The sequence below is a fragment of the Chromobacterium alkanivorans genome (assembly GCF_016937655.1).
GTDB lineage: Bacteria > Pseudomonadota > Gammaproteobacteria > Burkholderiales > Chromobacteriaceae > Chromobacterium > Chromobacterium alkanivorans.
In genome coordinates this window covers 19,281-34,583 of record NZ_JAFHKL010000009.1, presented here as the reverse complement: position 1 = coordinate 34,583, position 15,303 = coordinate 19,281, and the positions used below count along the sequence as shown (strand labels likewise).

Here is a 15,303-nt window from a genome sequence, read left to right as displayed (position 1 = left end):
CCGGGCTGCTAAGCGACGGCGCGTCGCGGGCAGGGGGCGCGGCTTGACGGCAGCGCCTGTCCTCCGTCGGAGCGCTTCCGCGTATAATCTCTCCCCTCGTGCCCTCGGCGATTGTCCGCGGGCGCGTTTCATTCATGGCATTCCGCCGGGACGCAAGTGGTCGCCGGGCTGCTGTTTTCTTGCTTCCTAAAATTCTGCAACACTGCTATTCCCAATGATCATTCTGAAAAACGTGGCCTTGCGCCGCGGCACCAAAGTCTTGCTGGACGGCGCGACAGTCAATATCAACCCCGGCGAAAAGGTGGGCCTGGTAGGGCGCAACGGCGCGGGCAAGTCCTCGCTGTTCGCGGTACTGAACGGCAGCCTGCACGAAGACAGCGGCGACTTCTCCATCCCCAGCCAGTGGCGGATGGCGCAGGTGGCGCAGGACATGCCGGAAACCTCGCAGACCGCCACCGAGTTCGTGGTGGAGGGCGACACCGCGCTGCTGGCGGCGCGGCGCGAAGTGGCCGAAGCCGAGGCGGGCGAAGACTATATGCGTATGGCTCACGCCTACACCGCGCTGAACGACGCCGGCGAGCACGACGCCCCGGCGCGGGCGCAGGCGCTGATCCTGGGCCTGGGCTTCAGCGTGGCCGAGCTGCAGCAGCCGGTGAACAGCTTCTCCGGCGGCTGGCGCATGCGCCTGCAGCTGGCGCGCGCGCTGATGTGTCCGTCCGACCTCTTGCTGCTGGACGAACCGACCAACCACCTCGACCTGGACGCGCTGGTCTGGCTGGAAGCCTGGCTCAAGCAGTACGCCGGCACCATGGTGGTGATCAGCCACGACCGCGAATTCCTGGACGCGGTGACCGGCGTTACCCTGCACATCGACCACGGCAAGCTGGTGCGCTACGGCGGCAACTACAGCAAGTTCGAGGACATGCGCGCCGAACAGATGATTCTGCAGCAGGCCGTGCTGGCCAAGCAGCAGGAGAAGATGGCGCATCTGCAGAAGTTCATCGACCGCTTCAAGGCCAAGGCCAGCAAGGCCAAGCAGGCGCAAAGCCGCGTCAAGGCGCTGGAGCGGATGGAGAAGATCGCGCCGGTGCTGACCGAGGCCGACTTCCAGTTCGAATTCAAGGAGCCCAGCAGCCTGCCCAATCCGATGCTGACCATGTCGCAGGCCTCTTTCGGCTATCCGGCGCCGGAAGGCGCGGCGGAAGGCGCGCCGCCCACGGTGATTGTCAAAGGCGTGAACCGCTCGGTGCTGGCCGGCCAGCGCATCGGCATCCTGGGCGCCAACGGCCAGGGCAAGTCCACGCTGGTGAAAACGGTGGCCGAAGCGCTGACCGCCACCGGCGGCGAGATCATCCGCGGCAAGGGCTTGAACATCGGTTACTTCTCGCAGCAGGAGCTGGACGTGCTGCGGCCGGAAGACGATCCGCTGCAGCACATGCTGAGATTGGCGCGCGAAACGCCGGCGCAGCTGCGTCCGCCGGCCAACGATTGCCGCGAGCAGGGCCTGCGCAACTTCCTGGGCACCTTCAATTTCAGCGGCGACATGGTCAAGCAGGCGGTGGGCAGCATGAGCGGCGGCGAGAAGGCGCGGCTGGTGCTGTGCATGATAGTCTGGCTGCGTCCCAATCTCTTGCTGCTGGACGAACCGACCAACCATCTGGACCTGGCCACGCGCGAGGCGCTGAGCGTGGCGCTGAACGAGTTCGAAGGCTCGGTGATGCTGGTCAGCCACGATCGCGCGCTGCTGCGCGCGGTCTGCGACGAGTTCTGGATGGTGTCGCGCGGCGGGGTCAGCGATTTTGACGGCGATCTGGACGATTACCAGGTCTATCTGCTGGAAGAGGCCAAGCGCCGGCGCGAAGAGGCGGCCGGCAAGCGCTAAGCCTGCAGCGGCGGTTGTTGAGCCGCCCGCGTGCAGCTGAATCATCAAAGGCAGTGTCGCCCTACGGCGGCGCTGCCTTTTTGGTTTTGACGCATGGAGCCGCAATGCCGTGTTTGGGCTGATCTGGCACTTGCCTTGCCGCGAAGATCGTCCAACCTGCCGGCAATTGCGCTGGTCGGGAAATGGGCATTAACCGTTCTCCAAGCCGGCGCGGGAAATTCGGGAACTGCTGCCCTGCTATGAACACGACAATCTATTCAATTCCAGCAAGTTCAAACGACGCTTTCCTGGTTTCGCGGTGCAGACATACCAGGAGGGCGGCTGTCTGATTCGGACCGAGCAGGCGTGAATGGCTGCTGGGGCGCCGCGGGTCGAAACCTTGGATTGGCCGCGGCTACACGAGGGTGATGTTGGGGCGTAGACTAGCCGTCCCAGCAGAGTACCAACAGGACATTTCATGAGCTCCCTGAGCTTCAAGCAGGTCGACGTCTTCAGTTCCATCCCCCTCAAGGGCAACCCGGTGGCGGTCGTGTTCAATGCCGACGGGCTCGATGACCGGCAGATGGCGACCTTCGCCAACTGGACCAACCTCAGCGAGACCACCTTCATTCTCCAGCCCAGCGACCCGCGGGCCGACTATCGCCTGCGGATCTTCACCACTCAGGACGAGCTGCCGTTCGCTGGTCATCCCACGCTGGGCAGCTGCCACGCCTGGCTGGAGTCCGGCGGTGAGCCCCAGGGGGAGGAGATCATCCAGGAGTGCGCGGTGGGGCTGGTGCGGATCCGCCGCCAGGGGCGGCGGTTGGCGTTCCTGGCACCGCCCTTGCTGCGTTCCGGGCCGGTGGCGGCCGAGCTGCTGGAGCAGGTGCGCCTGGGCCTGCGCCTGGCGCCCGGGGATATCGTCGCCGCCCAGTGGGTCGACAACGGCGCCGGCTGGCTGGCGGTGATGCTTGCCAAACGCCAGCAGGTGCTGGACCTGCAACCCGACTATCCGGCGTTGAGCGGGCTGGCGGTGGGGGTGGTCGCACCCTGCGACCCGCAGCACGACGATACCGACGCGCAGTTCGAGGTACGGGCTTTCATCGCCGGCGACGGCATGCCCGAAGACCCGGCCACCGGCAGCCTGAACGCCGGCATCGCCCAGTGGTTGCTTGGAGCCGGGTTGGCGCCGGCGCGCTACCGCGTCAGCCAGGGCCTGAGCATGGGGCGCGCCGGCTGCGTCGAGGTGGAGCAGGTGGGCGACGAGGTATGGATAGGCGGCAACGCCGTGACCTGCATCGAAGGCCGCCTCAAGTTGTAGCCGCCAGCCTGCCGCGTCGTTGGAGAGCCGGCGGTATATGGTCCGGATCAAGATGTCGGGCAATTGGCTGAATGACTGTGGCTTGAGGCCGGGCAAGAAAAGGGGGGCGGACAAAAAAATTGGGCTAGCCCTTATGGGAGCCCAATTCCGGCGCAAGCTTGCAAGTGCAAGTGCAAGTGCAAGTGCAAGTGCAAGTGCAAGTGCAAGTGCAAGTGCAAGGCGATGGGGTGCGCTGACTAGGATGTGTCGCGGTCGGCGGCTTACGCCTTGGGCGTGAAGCCCAGCGCCACCGAATTGATGCAGTAGCGCTCGCCGCTGGGCTCGGGACCGTCCGGGAAGACGTGGCCCAGATGGGCGTCGCATTCGGAGCAGCGCACCTCGACGCGGCTCATGCCGTGGGAGTGGTCGACGATGCGGGCGATGCGCGCGCCGGCGGCTTCGGCCCAGAAGCTGGGCCAGCCGCAGCCGGGGTCGTACTTGGCGTCGCTGTGGAACAGCAAGGTGCCACAGCAGACGCAGTGGTAGTCGCCGTTTTCGGTGCGGGTGTAGTGCTCGCCGCTGAACGGGCGCTCAGTGCCGGCCTGGCGGGTGACGCGGTATTGTTCCGGCGTCAGTTGCTTTTGCCATTCCTGATCGGTTTTTTGCATGGTCATGGTGGGTTCCTTTCGCGGATGGATGCCGTCCTATTTTAGGCGGGACCGTCCTTGCGGTATATCCGGCCTTGGCGTGTCGCCGTGATGCCTGCTTCGAGCAAGAACGTTTGCGGGCTCTTGTCTTGTCGCTTAGTCGCGCCGGCGGCTCGAGGATGACGGCATTCGGCGGGTAGGGGCGGCCAAGACCCGTACATTTATTAATATATTTATTTTTTGGGCAAAAGCTTTCGAATCGCGTCCTTGCTTTCAAGCCTTCGGCGAGTTTGATCCCTTAAATTCGGCGCAGTGTGCCGAATTTGATACAAAAACAATTATCTGTTGTAAATTTTTGTTGTCTTTGCCGAGGCCGGACATCAGAGTGGCGGCACGGCTTGCGCGGCTTTCCTTGCGGTGCGGATGGGCGTCGTGCGCAGGGGCCGCCCTTGCCGCGGGGGAGCGGCGGCAGGGCGCTTGGGCAAGTCTGGACGAATTGGGATCGCGTGACTTCAAGGGGGAATGCATGTTGAGGCTTGGAAGCAATTTACTGACGTTGGCGAGCGGCGTGCTCGGGCTGTCATGGCTGGTTTGCCCCGAGGCGGGCGCGGCCACCACCGGCATCGTGGCGGTCAACAGCGGCCAGTGTCTGAACGTCGGCGGCGGTTCGACCCAGTCCGGCGCCGGCATCATTCAATGGCCTTGCTCGGCGGGCAGCAATGAGCAATGGACCTTCGTGCCCTTGGCCAACGGCTTCTATCACATCGTCTCGCAGAAATCGCAGATGTGCCTGAATGTGCCGGCTTCCAGCCGCAACCAGGGCGTGCAGCTGATTCAATGGCCATGCCAGGGCGTCGCGGCGACCAATGACCAGTGGAAAATCCAGCCGGTGGACATCGGCAGCTACCATATCGTGTCCGCGTCCAGCGGCCAGTGCGTGAACATTTTTTCCGGCGTGGCGACGCAGGGAAGCAAGGTGGTGCAATGGCCCTGCCAGGGCAAGGCGCAGGTGAACGACCAGTTCATGTTCGATTACCCCGGAGCCAAAAGCACGGCGCTTCCCTCCGCCTGGAGCGGAGTGATTCCCCTGCCGGTGACTCCGGTGGGCGTCGCCAATCTGCCGGACAACAAGCTGATGATGTGGTCGGCGGATTTTCCCGACGCTTTCAGCGGAGACAGCGGCAATGGCAACAGCAAGACCTATACCGCGCTGTTCGACGCGGCGAAGAACGCGCCGCTGCCGCTGACGGTGGTGACCACCGGCGCGAATCTGTTCTGCCCCGGCACGTCGATGCTGGCCAACGGCAATCTGTTGATCAACGGCGGCTCCAGCAGCCCTAAAACGCAGATATACGATTGGGCGGCCAAGCGCTGGAGCGCCAGCGGCAATATGAACATCCCGCGGGGCTATGAGGCCAACACCGTGTTGTCGGACGGCCGGGTGCTGACCTTGGGCGGTTCCTGGAGCGGCGGCTACAACAGCAAGAGCCGGCCCAACCGCACTGGGGAGGTGTGGGACGGCGGCCGTTGGACCGTCCTTGCCGGCGTGCCTGAAAACAATGTGATCGGCCCCGATCCGCAGGACGCCAATGGCAGCGTGTATCGCGGCGACAATCATTTGTGGCTGTTCGCCAGCGGCGGCGGGATGGTGTTCCATGCCGGCCCCAGCGCGCAGATGAACTGGATAGGCACCAGCGGCGCCGGCAGCATCGTCTCGGCGGGAACACGCGGCAACGACCCTTACAGCATCAACGGCAATGCGGTGATGGTGGACGCCGGCCTGATCCTGAAGCTGGGAGGGGCGCCGGCTTATCAGCAGAACACCGGCACGACTTACGCCAGCAATTCGGCCTATCTGATCGATATCCGCGGCGGCCCCAAGGCCCCGGTGCAGGTCAAGCCCTTGGCCGGAATGAGCTATCGCCGCGCCTTCGCCAATGCGGTGGTGTTGCCGGACGGCGACGTGGTGGTGGTGGGCGGGCAGACGATACCGCAACCGTTCACGGACTCCTACGCGGTGCTGACGCCGGAGTTGTGGAGCGCGGCCAAGAAGAGCTTCCTGCCCCTGAAACCGATGCAGGTGCCGCGCACCTACCATAGCACGGCCATTCTGTTGCAGGACGGGCGGGTGTTTGTCGGCGGCGGCGGCTTGTGCGGCGCCGGCTGCCCGCAAAATCACCTGAACGCGGAGATATTGACGCCGCCGTATCTGTTGAACGCGGACGGCAGCCCGGCCGCCCGGCCGGTGATTAGCGCCGCGCCGACGCAGGCGCGGCCGGGCAGCGTGATTGAAGTCAGAACCCAGCAGGCGGCGAGCCGCTTCGCCTTGATGCGGCTGTCCGCGGTGACTCATACGGTCAACAACGACCAGCGCCGCATCGCCCTGTCGGTGTCGCAGATCACGCCGCTGGCGGGCGAGACGCGTTATTCCCTGCAGATTCCGGCGGATAGCGGCGTGGTGTTGCCGGGTTACTACATGCTGTTTGCGCTGAGCCCGCAGGGAGTGCCCAGTGTCGCCCGCGTCATCGCCGTCAATTAAGCGCGGCTGGGGCGGCTTCGCGCTCGGGCTGGCGCTGTGGTGGCTGCCGTGGGTGGCCGGCGGCGAGGAGGCGCCGGACGGCGGACGGCTGTTCTACGGGCAAACCGCTTTGATCGGCCAGCTGTACGTCCATAACCGCCCCTTGGGCGCCGAATACGTGCGTTGCGCCAACTGCCATCGCTTGCAGGACCAGCCGTCGGCGGAGGGCCGCTTCGGCCCGGACCTGGGCGCGCGCTTCTTGACGGAGCCCAGCGCCAGGCGCGGAGGGCCGGAGCGGGCGTACACCGAGCAGAGCTTTTGCGAGATGCTGCGCAGCGGGAAAGACCCGACCGCGATCTTGATCGGCACGGATATGCCGCGCTACCGGCTGAGCGCGGCGGCGTGCCGGGCCTTATGGCTTTTTTTGCAGGAGCATTAGCATGCAAGGGATGGATGTCGAGCGCCTGAATCAAGGGCGGCGGCGGTTTGCGCTGGGTTTGGCGGGGCTGGCGCCCTTATGGCTGGCGAGCCCGGCCGCCCTGGCCAAGGCCGTGTTGCCGAGGGAGTTGGCGCTGGCGCATGGGGAGATTTCCCCGCCGCTGCCGCTGCCGGATTTCATGCTGAAGGACAGCGACGGTCTGCGGCGCTCGTTTCATGATTTGTTGCAGCGGCGGGTGACGGCCGTGCAACTGATTTTCACTCGTTGTTCCAATGTCTGCCCTATCCAGGGCGCGACCTTCAGGCAGGTGCAGGACTTGATGCCGGAGTCCAAGCGGGCGCGGGTGCAGCTATTGTCGCTGAGCCTTGATCCATTGAACGACACGCCCGAGCAGCTGCGGCGCTGGCTGGCGCCGTTTCGGCCCAAGCCAGGCTGGCGGGCGGCCAGCCCCGCGCTGGCCTCCCTGGACCTGGTGCTGGCCATGTTCAATCAGCGGCGGACGGACTTGAACGCGCATCATACGGAAGTCTTGCTGGTTGACGCCAAGCACCGGCTGGCGTGGCGATCGACGGAACTGCCGTCGGCGGAAACCATCGCCCGCACCCTGTCGGCCTTGGCTTAGCAGGTCGCTGTTCACGGCGGCCTGAGCGGGCTGCCATCGTCTCGCTATTGAATTTCGTCCAGCGCGGCGGGCAGGTGGGATTCGTCGGCCCATTGTTCCAGCCGCCATTGCCCGTCGCTATAGCTCAGCCAGTTCAAGGCCGCGTTGGGGATGGGGAAATCGCGGGCTTCGGCCATCGGCTTGCCGGTGGCCAGCCGGTACATCATTTCCAGCACACCGCCGTGGGTGACCACCAGTAGGGTCTGGCCCAGGTGGCGGCGGGCGATGTCGGTGAAGCCGTCGCGGATGCGCCGCATGAAGGCGTTGAGGCTTTCCCCGCCTTTGAGGTCGTAGTCCGGGTCGCGGGATTTGAGCTGCAGATAGTCGTCGCGGATGCTTTGTTCCGCCTCGGCGTAGGTCAGGCCCTGGAACACGCCCATGTGGCGCTCGCGCAGTTCGGCGCTGTAGGTGGGGATCAGGCTCAGCCCGGTCTGCAGCGGCGCCGCGGTCTGGCGGGTGCGGGTCAGGTCGCTGACGTAGAGCGCGTCGAAGGCGTAGCGGCCCGGCCAGAGCGCGCGGCTGAGGCTGGCCGCCTGTTCCTGGCCGGTGGGGTTGAGGGGGATGTCGGTGTGGCCTTGCAATCGATATTCGCGGTTCCAGTCGGTTTCGCCATGGCGGACGATGCAAAATCGGGTGATGTGCTGCATTCCTGTCTTTCTGATTTTTAACTGCCGAAAAGGCGGCGGGGCCGCCTTACAAAATGCCCACGCCGGAGATGTCGCGCGCCAGGTTGGCGGCGTAGTTGTCGGTCATGCCGCCGACGAAATCCAATACTTTCATATAGGCCTGATACAGGCTGTCGTCACTGCGGATGTGTTGCTCCAATAGGCCCATGGCCAGGTGTTCGCGCGGGCTCAGACGCTCGGCGCCCTTGCCGACGTAGGCGTGGGCGGCGGGGATCAGCGCGTCCAGAATGACGGCCATGCACGGGTAGGAGGCCAGTTCGGTCACCAGCTTGGTGCGGTGGCGGTAGACGCGGGTGCTGGCCAGCTCCTTGGCGTGGATCAACGCGTCTTGCACCTGGGCGCCGCACAGATTGATCAAGTCCTTGGCCGGGAATTCGCCGCGCAGCAGGCTGTCGTGGTGCAGCATGAATTTTTCCGCCACCTCGCTGACGCAGCGGCCGATGGCGATGCCGCGCAAGGTGCCGCATTTCTGCCGCACGTCCTGCATGTCCCAGATGCGTTCGTATTCGGTGAAGCCGGAGAACAGGGTTTCGAATTCCTTGAAATCCAGGATGCCGATCTCCACCGCGTCCTCCAGGTCCAGAATCGCGTAGCAGATGTCGTCGGCGGCCTCCATCAAATAGGACAGTGGGTGACGGCTCCATTGCATCACGCCCTTGGGCAGCAGGCCCAGCTCCGCGGCCACGCGCTGAAAATAGGGCAGCTCGGTGCGGTAGATGTTGAATTTGTCGCGCGCCTGGGCGGCTTCGGCGTCCGAAGTCCACGGATACTTGATCAGCGCGCCCAGGGCGGCGGCGGTGAGGCGCATGCCGCCTTCGCCGGTGTACATCTCCAGCGTGGCCAGCATGCGCAGGCCGTGGGCGTTGCCTTCGTAGGTCTGCACGTCGCGGATTTCCTCCGGCGCCAGGCCGTGCAGCCAGTGCGCGTTGCGCTCGGCGCGGAACCAGTCGCGCAGCGCGTATTCGCCGGTATGGCCGAAGGGCGGATTGCCGATGTCGTGGGCCAGGCAGGCCACTTGCACCACCGAGCCGATGTCGTGCGGGGTGTAGTTGTCCGGCAGCAGATGGGCGTGCTGCATCATCATGCCGACGCGGTTGCCCAGGCTGCGGCCCACGCTGGCCACCTCCACGCTGTGGGTCAGCCGGTTGTGGGTGTGGTCGTGGCGCGCCAGCGGGTGCACCTGGGTCTTGCGCCCCAGCCGGCGGAAGGCGCTGGAGAACACCACGCGGTCGTGGTCGATGTGGAAGTCGGTGCGCAGGCCCGGGCTGCCTTCCTCGGTGGCCGGGGTGCGGGTTTCCTTGACGTGGCCCTGAATGACTTTGAAGCGTTTGGTGGAGAGGAGTCGTTCCCAGTTCATGCGTGCGGTGGAGGTCATGGCGTTGCCCGTGGTGCTGTTCTCTTGATGATATGGGCGCGGCGGGCAAAACAAAAGAGCCAGCGCGGGGCTGGCTCTTGGAATGAGGGCGCGGGCTTAGCGCTTGCCGGTCTGATTGCCGACCACGCCGCCCACCGCGGCGCCGCCCACGGTGCCGATGGCGTCGCCACCGGTGAGCACGGAGCCGAGCACGGCGCCGGCGGCCGCGCCGATGGCGGTGTTCTGCTGACGCTTGGACATATTGGCGCAACCGGACAGCAGGCTGACGGCGAGCAGGCTGGCGGCAATGGCTTTAACGGCGGGTTTGCTGGTAATCGAAGTCATGGAAGTCTCCAAAGAACATAAAGTAGGTCTTGTGCTGTTTGAGACGTTTGGGATGCCATCTGGTTCCTGATTTATAGGCGCTTTTTCGTAACCATACGTACAGTTTCCCCCATGCTGTCTTGATGTTTTCCTGTGGGTGGCGGCGCTTAAGTAAACTATTTTGTTTACTTATTTCGAGGGCGGGATTAGCATGGGCCATCGTCCAATTGGTATGCGTGATGAATGTTTCCCACCCAAAACTGATTCTGCTGACAGTCTGTCTGGTGGCGCTGATGAGCACGGCCGGCGTGGCCATGCCTTATCCCATCCTGGCGCCCATCTTCGTGGATTCCGCGCCGGACGCCTTCAATCATTTTCTGGGGCTGCCGCCCAAGCTGCTGCTGGGCTTGGCCCTGGCCGCCAATCCGCTGGGCATTCTGTTGGGCAGCACCTTGATCGGCGCCTTGTCGGACCGCTTGGGACGGCGGCGGGTGTTGACCGGCACCCTGTTGCTGACCTTCGCCGGCTATCTGTTGACGGCGTACGCCTTGTGGAGCCGCTGGTATCTGTTGTTCGTGCTGGCGCGCTTCGTCACCGGCCTGACCGAGGGCAATGTGGCGGTGGCGCGCGCCATCGTCGCGGACCTGCACCCGCAGCTGGACCGCGCGCGCTCCTTCGCCATCCTCAACGCGGTGCTCTACACCGGCTGGCTGGTGGGGCCGCTGATAGGCGGGCTGACCCTGCCGCTGGGCGAGGCGGTGCCTTTCCTGCTGGCGGCCGGCGCCATCCTGCTGTGCCTGGCGGTGCTGTTGGCCTTCCTGCCGGAAACCGGCGAGCGCATGCATCAGGATCAGTCCTTGCTGCAAGTGATGCGCGGCCAGCACTCCTTCCGCCTGTTGTCGGCGGACCCCTTGCTGGCGCGGCTGTTCTGGATGCAGCTGGCCTTCGCCATCGGGGTCAATGCCTTTTACGAGTTCTATCCCTTGTGGCTGGTGGAGTACGCGCGGCTGGACAGCCGCGGCATCGCGCTGGTGACGGCGCTGATGTGCGTGCTGATGACTTCGGCCAGCGTCTTGCTGGGAAAGCTCGGGCATAAGCGCGCGCCGCTGGAGCTGGCGCGCATCAATGCGGTCTGGGTGGCGCTGGGCCTGCTGGGTCTGAGTCTGTTGGCGGATCTGCCCTGGCCGGGCATAGGCTTGATCGTGCTGTTGGGCGTACCGCTGGCGATTTACAACGCCATCCTGCCCAGCTGGTGTTCGGAGCGCTTCGCCAACCTGGGGCAGGGCAGCGTGATGGGCTTGCTGACCACGATCTTCTGCGTGGCCAACGTGTTGGTGGCCTTGCTGGGCAGCGTGCTGACCATTCTGGACACCCGGCTGGTGCTGGTGTTGGGCGCCTTGACCTGCGGCCTGGCCGCCGGCTGGCTGCAAGGCGTGATCCGCGAGGCGGCGGAAGCCTGATGGCGGCGGCGATCAACGGCGCGGACCGCTTGCTGTATCTGCTGAAAACGCGGGGACCGCAAACGGCGCAGGCGCTGGCGGCGGAGTTGGGCCTGACCAGCATGGGCGCGCGCAAGCACTTGCTGGCGCTGGAGCAGAAGGGGCTGGCGCGGATGGAGGCCCAGGCTCAGGGCGTGGGCCGGCCGGCCCAGGTTTGGCGCTTGACCGAGCGCGGCCATGGCCGCTTTCCGGATCGGCACGCGGACCTGACGCTGCAATTGCTGACCCAGGTGCGGGAGCTGTTCGGCGAGGCCGGGCTGGAGCGCTTGATCCAGCGGCGGGAGACGCAGTCGGAGAAGGAGTACCGGCTGGCGATGGCCGGCGCCGACGCGTTGGCGGACCGGGTGGCCGCGCTGGCGCGGATTCGCAGCGAGGAGGGCTATATGGCGGAGGCGCGCCCGGACGGCGACGCTTGGCTGTTGCTGGAAAATCATTGCCCGATCTGCGCGGCGGCGCGTCAATGCCAGGGCTTGTGCCGTTCCGAGCTGGCGCTGTTTTCCCGGGTGCTGGGGCCGGGCGTGGAGGTGCGGCGGCTGGAGCACGCGCTGGACGAGGGCGGGCGGCGCTGCGTGTACCGCATCGCGCCGTTGACGGCGTGAGGCGGCGCGGCGCTTGCTGTTTGAATTCATGGACTTGCGAGATCTGATTGTATTTCGCAATGCGGATTTACCGGGATAGTTTTATCAGGTACATTCCGGCGTTTTTCCACGTGGTTGGCGCTTGCCCCGACGCTGGGCGGCGCCACCTCGGTTGCGGCTCTCTCGTCCTGCGGCAAGGCCCTTGCTCAGGACCGTCATGCATTTCACCATTTTCGACACGCCCGTGATCCGGCCTTTGTTCCGCTGCCTGTCCATCGTCGCGCTCAAGCTGAGCGGCTGGAAGCTGCGGGGGGAGTTTCCCAAGCTGGACAAATACGTGCTGATCGGCGCGCCGCATACCAGCAACTGGGACTTTCCGCTGACGCTGGCGGTGTGCTTCGCCGCGCGGGCCAAGATTTACTGGATGGGCAAGCACACGCTGTTCGCCGGGCCGATGGGGCCGGTGATGCGTTGGCTGGGCGGCATTCCGGTCAAGCGGCATCAGAACAATTCGCTGGTGCAGCAGATGGTGGAAGTCTACCGGCGCTCGGATCGGCTGGTGGTGGCGATCCCGCCGGAGGGCACGCGCAAGGCGGTGTCCGAGTGGAAAACCGGCTTTTATCATATCGCCTGCGGCGCGGAAGTGCCGGTGGCGCTGGCCTACCTGGACTACGGCCGCAAGGAGGCCGGTTTCGGGCCGATGTTCACGCCCAGCGGCGATATCGACGCCGATATGCCGCGCATCCGCGCCTTCTATGGCGACAAGGTGGGCAAGCGTCGGAGCTGAAAGGCGTGGCGTGGCGAGTGCCGCATTCTAAATGCTCATATAGCACTCGCACATTCCGCTTTCTCAGCGGCAACGCCTGGTTCGCGAGGTTTTGTTAGCGGCTCCTAGGGCGCCGCGGCCTGGGCGGCGGCGCTGACCGGCAGAAACTGCAGGAAGGGGCCGGCGATCAGCGATTGACCGAAGTCGATGGCGCTGCGGCGCAGTTTCTCGTCCGACAACTCCGCCAGCAGGTCCAGCCTGGCCATCATCTTGCCGAATTCCCGTTCGAAGGACAGATTGCGCACGCTGCCGATTTCATTGGACAGCAAGACCGGCGCGCCGCTGATCTGGCGGTTGTTCAGCATCCAGGCGGCCACTTCCAGATTGTGCGAGGCGTTGGCCAGCTGTTGCGCGTCCAGCCCGTGCACCAGGAACAGCTCGGTGCGTCCGCCGTAGGCGTCCACCAGCATCGAGCCCATGCCGTAGATCAGCGCGCCGGCGCGGTCGCCGCCAAAGCCCGGCTCGAAGGCCGCGCTCATCGCCGAGATGGAGCGCTGGCCGGTCAGGGCCGGCAGCGGGGCGTTGTTGCGGATCGCCGCCATCACCTGCCGCATCGCGGCCGGGTAGTCGGCGGCGCCGGTTTTGCGCCACTCCCGCGGATTGCGCTTGTACAGTTTTTCCAGCAGGGTCTGCAAGCTGGCCAGATTGTCGCGCATGGCCAGATTGGCCATGCGGTTGGCGCTGCTCTGCCCCAGCTCGTTGCCGCGGAAGTCGTCGCCGGCGACGGGCTTCTGTACCGGGGTGTAAGCACACGCGCTCAACAGCAGCGCGGTGAGCGGCAACAAGGGCCTGAGCAACATGAGACTTGAACTCCAAGGGGTGGAATGCCCGTTGGTGTACCATGCCGGCGCCGCGCTTGGCAATGCGCGACTCGCGTGCGCTTACTGCGTTTTGCCGGCGAACAGCGCTTTCCAGCCGTCCAGGCCCAGCTGTTTCAGCGTTTCGATATTCTTCTCGTAGATGGCTTCCGCTTGCGGAAAGGCTTCCACCGCGCGGCCGATGCTGGCTTCGCGCAGCAGGTGCAAGGTGGGGTAGGGCGCGCGGTTGGTGAAGTTCTCGATATCGTTGACGCCGGTGCCCTCAAACTGGAACTTGGGGTGGAAGCTGGCCACTTGCAGCTCGCCGTCCAGTCCCATGTCTTCGACGATGGCGTCGGCGATGTCGAGGAAATCGTTGAAATCCAGGAAGCGTTGCAGCGCGCGCGGGTGGATCAGCAAGGTGGTGTCGATCTCGTCCGGGCTGCTGTCGGCCAGCAATTGCAGTTCGGTGGCCAGTTCTTGCGCCAGCTGGTCCGGCTGGGTGGCGTCGCTGACCACGTAACGCACCTGGTTCTTCACGTAGACGCTCTTGGCGAACGGACAGAGATTGAGGCCTATCACCGCTTTTTCCAGCCAGTCGCGGGTGGCGGCGATGATGTGTTCGTGGTCGTCGGAGGCGGACATGGGAATTCCTTGCGTTGAGGCGTAAATGCAAAAAACCCGGCCGAGGCCGGGTTTTCATCAAGCTGACTAATCGCGAGGATTAGATGGGCTGGATGTTGGAGGCTTGTTTGCCTTTCGGGCCGTCTACGACGTCAAAGCTAACGCGCTGGTTTTCGGCCAGGGTGCGGAAGCCTTTGGCATTGATCTGGGAGAAGTGAGCGAACACGTCGTCGCCGCCTTCATCCGGGGTGATAAAGCCAAAACCTTTGGAGTCGTTGAACCACTTAACGGTACCGGTTGCCATTTTGTTAATTCCTCAAAACGAGCAGTTGAAATAAAAGGCACGAAGTTCAAGGGAAATGGCGACTGAGGTACGGACTTAATGCCACTACGACAACAACACATCCACAACTTGAGCATCCTGCGGCAGGAATAGTGCCTATAGTTCCGGGACATGGCAAGCGTTTTCTGCATGGCCGAAAGGGTTTTTCCCCTGTTTTTTCAGGAGCCCCTGGCATTTCTGCCGGTTTTTTAGGGTTTTGACTCAGGCGCCGAAACAACCGGCCCGCTCCGCGCGGTCCAATTCCGCGCGCAACCAGCCCGCCGCCAGCGGACAGCCGTCCTCCACTTTGCCCACCGCCATGCTCAGCACTTGTTGCTTGCTGACCCCGTTTTCGCGCCAGCTCTGGCCGCCGGATTGCAGATTGAGCAAGATGGGCATCAAGCGGTCTATCGCGCGGGCGAAGCGCGCTTCCGGGGTTTCTCTGGCCTCGAACTCCTGCCACAAGGCCAGCAGCTCCGAGCCCATGGGCTGGGGCAGCAGGCCCAGGATGCGGCGCATCGCGGCCAGTTCTTCGGCTTCGCGCTCGGCGGCGCCGTCCGCGGCGTAGACGATGGTGTCGCCGGTGTCGATCTCGCCCAAGTCGTGAATCAGCAACATGCGCACCACTTTGTCTATGTCCACCGGCTGGGCGGCGAAGTCGCGCAGATTGAGGGCGAACAGGGCGATCTGCCAGCTGTGTTCTGCCGAGTTCTCGTAGCGGTCAACGTGGGCGGCCTTGGTTTTGCGCAGCACGGTCTTGAGTTTGTCCACTTCAATAATGAAGGCGATGTGTTGTTGCAGCGTTTGCAGTTGATTTGGCATGGGAATATCGGGCGGATGGGCGGGCGATGCGCCGAGGGCGCAAAT

At 64.5% G+C, this 15,303-nt stretch carries 16 protein-coding genes; 8 read left to right on the top strand and 8 right to left on the bottom strand.

Features of this window, described 5'->3' with window-relative positions:
- The first annotated feature begins 214 nt into the window (after window positions 1–214).
- A complete protein-coding gene (locus JW897_RS16210) occupies window positions 215–1,882 on the top strand; it encodes an ABC-F family ATP-binding cassette domain-containing protein (protein WP_205466920.1) in 1,668 nt (555 codons plus the stop codon).
- 457 nt (window positions 1,883–2,339) lie between these two features.
- Window positions 2,340–3,182 carry a PhzF family phenazine biosynthesis protein gene (locus tag JW897_RS16205; RefSeq protein ID WP_240352247.1) on the top strand — a complete coding sequence of 281 codons (843 nt, stop codon included), beginning with the start codon at window positions 2,340–2,342 and terminating at the stop codon, window positions 3,180–3,182.
- A gap of 260 nt (window positions 3,183–3,442) precedes the next feature.
- Here JW897_RS16205 and msrB read toward each other — a convergent pair whose 3' ends face one another.
- A complete protein-coding gene (msrB, locus tag JW897_RS16200) occupies window positions 3,443–3,835 on the bottom strand; it encodes a peptide-methionine (R)-S-oxide reductase MsrB (protein ID WP_048413341.1) in 393 nt (130 codons plus the stop codon).
- Window positions 3,836–4,334: 499 nt separating this feature from the next.
- Here msrB and JW897_RS16195 point away from each other — a divergent pair, with 499 nt between their 5' ends.
- From JW897_RS16195 to JW897_RS16185, 3 genes are read left to right on the top strand one after another with little or no spacing between them, the layout of a single operon-like run.
- On the top strand, window positions 4,335–6,347 hold the full coding sequence (locus tag JW897_RS16195) for an RICIN domain-containing protein (protein WP_205466919.1): 2,013 nt from the start codon (window positions 4,335–4,337) through the stop codon (window positions 6,345–6,347).
- Window positions 6,319–6,765 carry a hypothetical protein gene (locus tag JW897_RS16190; RefSeq protein WP_053077273.1) on the top strand — a complete coding sequence of 149 codons (447 nt, stop codon included), beginning with the start codon at window positions 6,319–6,321 and terminating at the stop codon, window positions 6,763–6,765. The genes JW897_RS16195 and JW897_RS16190 overlap by 29 nt, the downstream gene beginning before the upstream one ends.
- 1 nt (window position 6,766) lies before the next feature.
- Complete coding sequence (locus tag JW897_RS16185; RefSeq protein WP_053077274.1) at window positions 6,767–7,387, top strand: SCO family protein; 621 nt, start codon at window positions 6,767–6,769, stop codon at window positions 7,385–7,387.
- A gap of 44 nt (window positions 7,388–7,431) precedes the next feature.
- Here JW897_RS16185 and JW897_RS16180 read toward each other — a convergent pair whose 3' ends face one another.
- The 3 genes from JW897_RS16180 to JW897_RS16170 form a co-directional block, all read right to left on the bottom strand.
- Window positions 7,432–8,073, bottom strand: coding sequence for a histidine phosphatase family protein (locus tag JW897_RS16180; protein WP_205466918.1), 642 nt, complete (start codon window positions 8,071–8,073; stop codon window positions 7,432–7,434).
- Window positions 8,074–8,119: 46 nt separating this feature from the next.
- Window positions 8,120–9,487 carry a deoxyguanosinetriphosphate triphosphohydrolase gene (locus JW897_RS16175; RefSeq protein ID WP_231589223.1) on the bottom strand — a complete coding sequence of 456 codons (1,368 nt, stop codon included), beginning with the start codon at window positions 9,485–9,487 and terminating at the stop codon, window positions 8,120–8,122.
- A 96-nt stretch (window positions 9,488–9,583) separates the two neighbouring features.
- Window positions 9,584–9,811 (bottom strand): glycine zipper 2TM domain-containing protein, encoded by a 228-nt coding sequence (locus tag JW897_RS16170; protein ID WP_048413343.1) that lies wholly within the window; start codon window positions 9,809–9,811, stop codon window positions 9,584–9,586.
- 218 nt (window positions 9,812–10,029) lie between these two features.
- Between JW897_RS16170 and JW897_RS16165 the strand changes: the two genes are divergently transcribed.
- The 3 genes from JW897_RS16165 to JW897_RS16155 all read left to right on the top strand — a co-directional run bounded on the left by JW897_RS16165 (window position 10,030) and on the right by JW897_RS16155 (window position 12,654).
- Window positions 10,030–11,250 (top strand): MFS transporter, encoded by a 1,221-nt coding sequence (locus JW897_RS16165; RefSeq protein WP_205466917.1) that lies wholly within the window; start codon window positions 10,030–10,032, stop codon window positions 11,248–11,250.
- The gene (locus JW897_RS16160; RefSeq protein WP_240352246.1) at window positions 11,250–11,888 is read left to right on the top strand and encodes a helix-turn-helix transcriptional regulator; all 639 of its coding nucleotides are present in this window, start codon (window positions 11,250–11,252) and stop codon (window positions 11,886–11,888) included. Before JW897_RS16165 ends, JW897_RS16160 begins: the two co-directional genes overlap by 1 nt.
- A 196-nt stretch (window positions 11,889–12,084) precedes the next feature.
- Window positions 12,085–12,654 carry a lysophospholipid acyltransferase family protein gene (locus JW897_RS16155; RefSeq protein WP_048413345.1) on the top strand — a complete coding sequence of 190 codons (570 nt, stop codon included), beginning with the start codon at window positions 12,085–12,087 and terminating at the stop codon, window positions 12,652–12,654.
- A 104-nt stretch (window positions 12,655–12,758) separates the two neighbouring features.
- Here JW897_RS16155 and JW897_RS16150 read toward each other — a convergent pair whose 3' ends face one another.
- The 4 genes from JW897_RS16150 to JW897_RS16135 all read right to left on the bottom strand — a co-directional run bounded on the left by JW897_RS16150 (window position 12,759) and on the right by JW897_RS16135 (window position 15,258).
- Window positions 12,759–13,493: a hypothetical protein gene (locus JW897_RS16150; protein WP_205466916.1), complete on the bottom strand. Its 735-nt coding sequence runs from the start codon at window positions 13,491–13,493 to the stop codon at window positions 12,759–12,761.
- 81 nt (window positions 13,494–13,574) lie between these two features.
- Window positions 13,575–14,135, bottom strand: a complete 561-nt coding sequence (locus JW897_RS16145; RefSeq protein WP_048413347.1) for a DUF1415 domain-containing protein — start codon at window positions 14,133–14,135, stop codon at window positions 13,575–13,577.
- Between the two features lie 79 nt (window positions 14,136–14,214).
- The gene (locus tag JW897_RS16140; RefSeq protein WP_019101682.1) at window positions 14,215–14,418 is read right to left on the bottom strand and encodes a cold-shock protein; all 204 of its coding nucleotides are present in this window, start codon (window positions 14,416–14,418) and stop codon (window positions 14,215–14,217) included.
- 240 nt (window positions 14,419–14,658) lie between these two features.
- Complete coding sequence (locus JW897_RS16135) at window positions 14,659–15,258, bottom strand: HD domain-containing protein (protein ID WP_048413348.1); 600 nt, start codon at window positions 15,256–15,258, stop codon at window positions 14,659–14,661.
- Window positions 15,259–15,303: the final 45 nt, after the last annotated feature.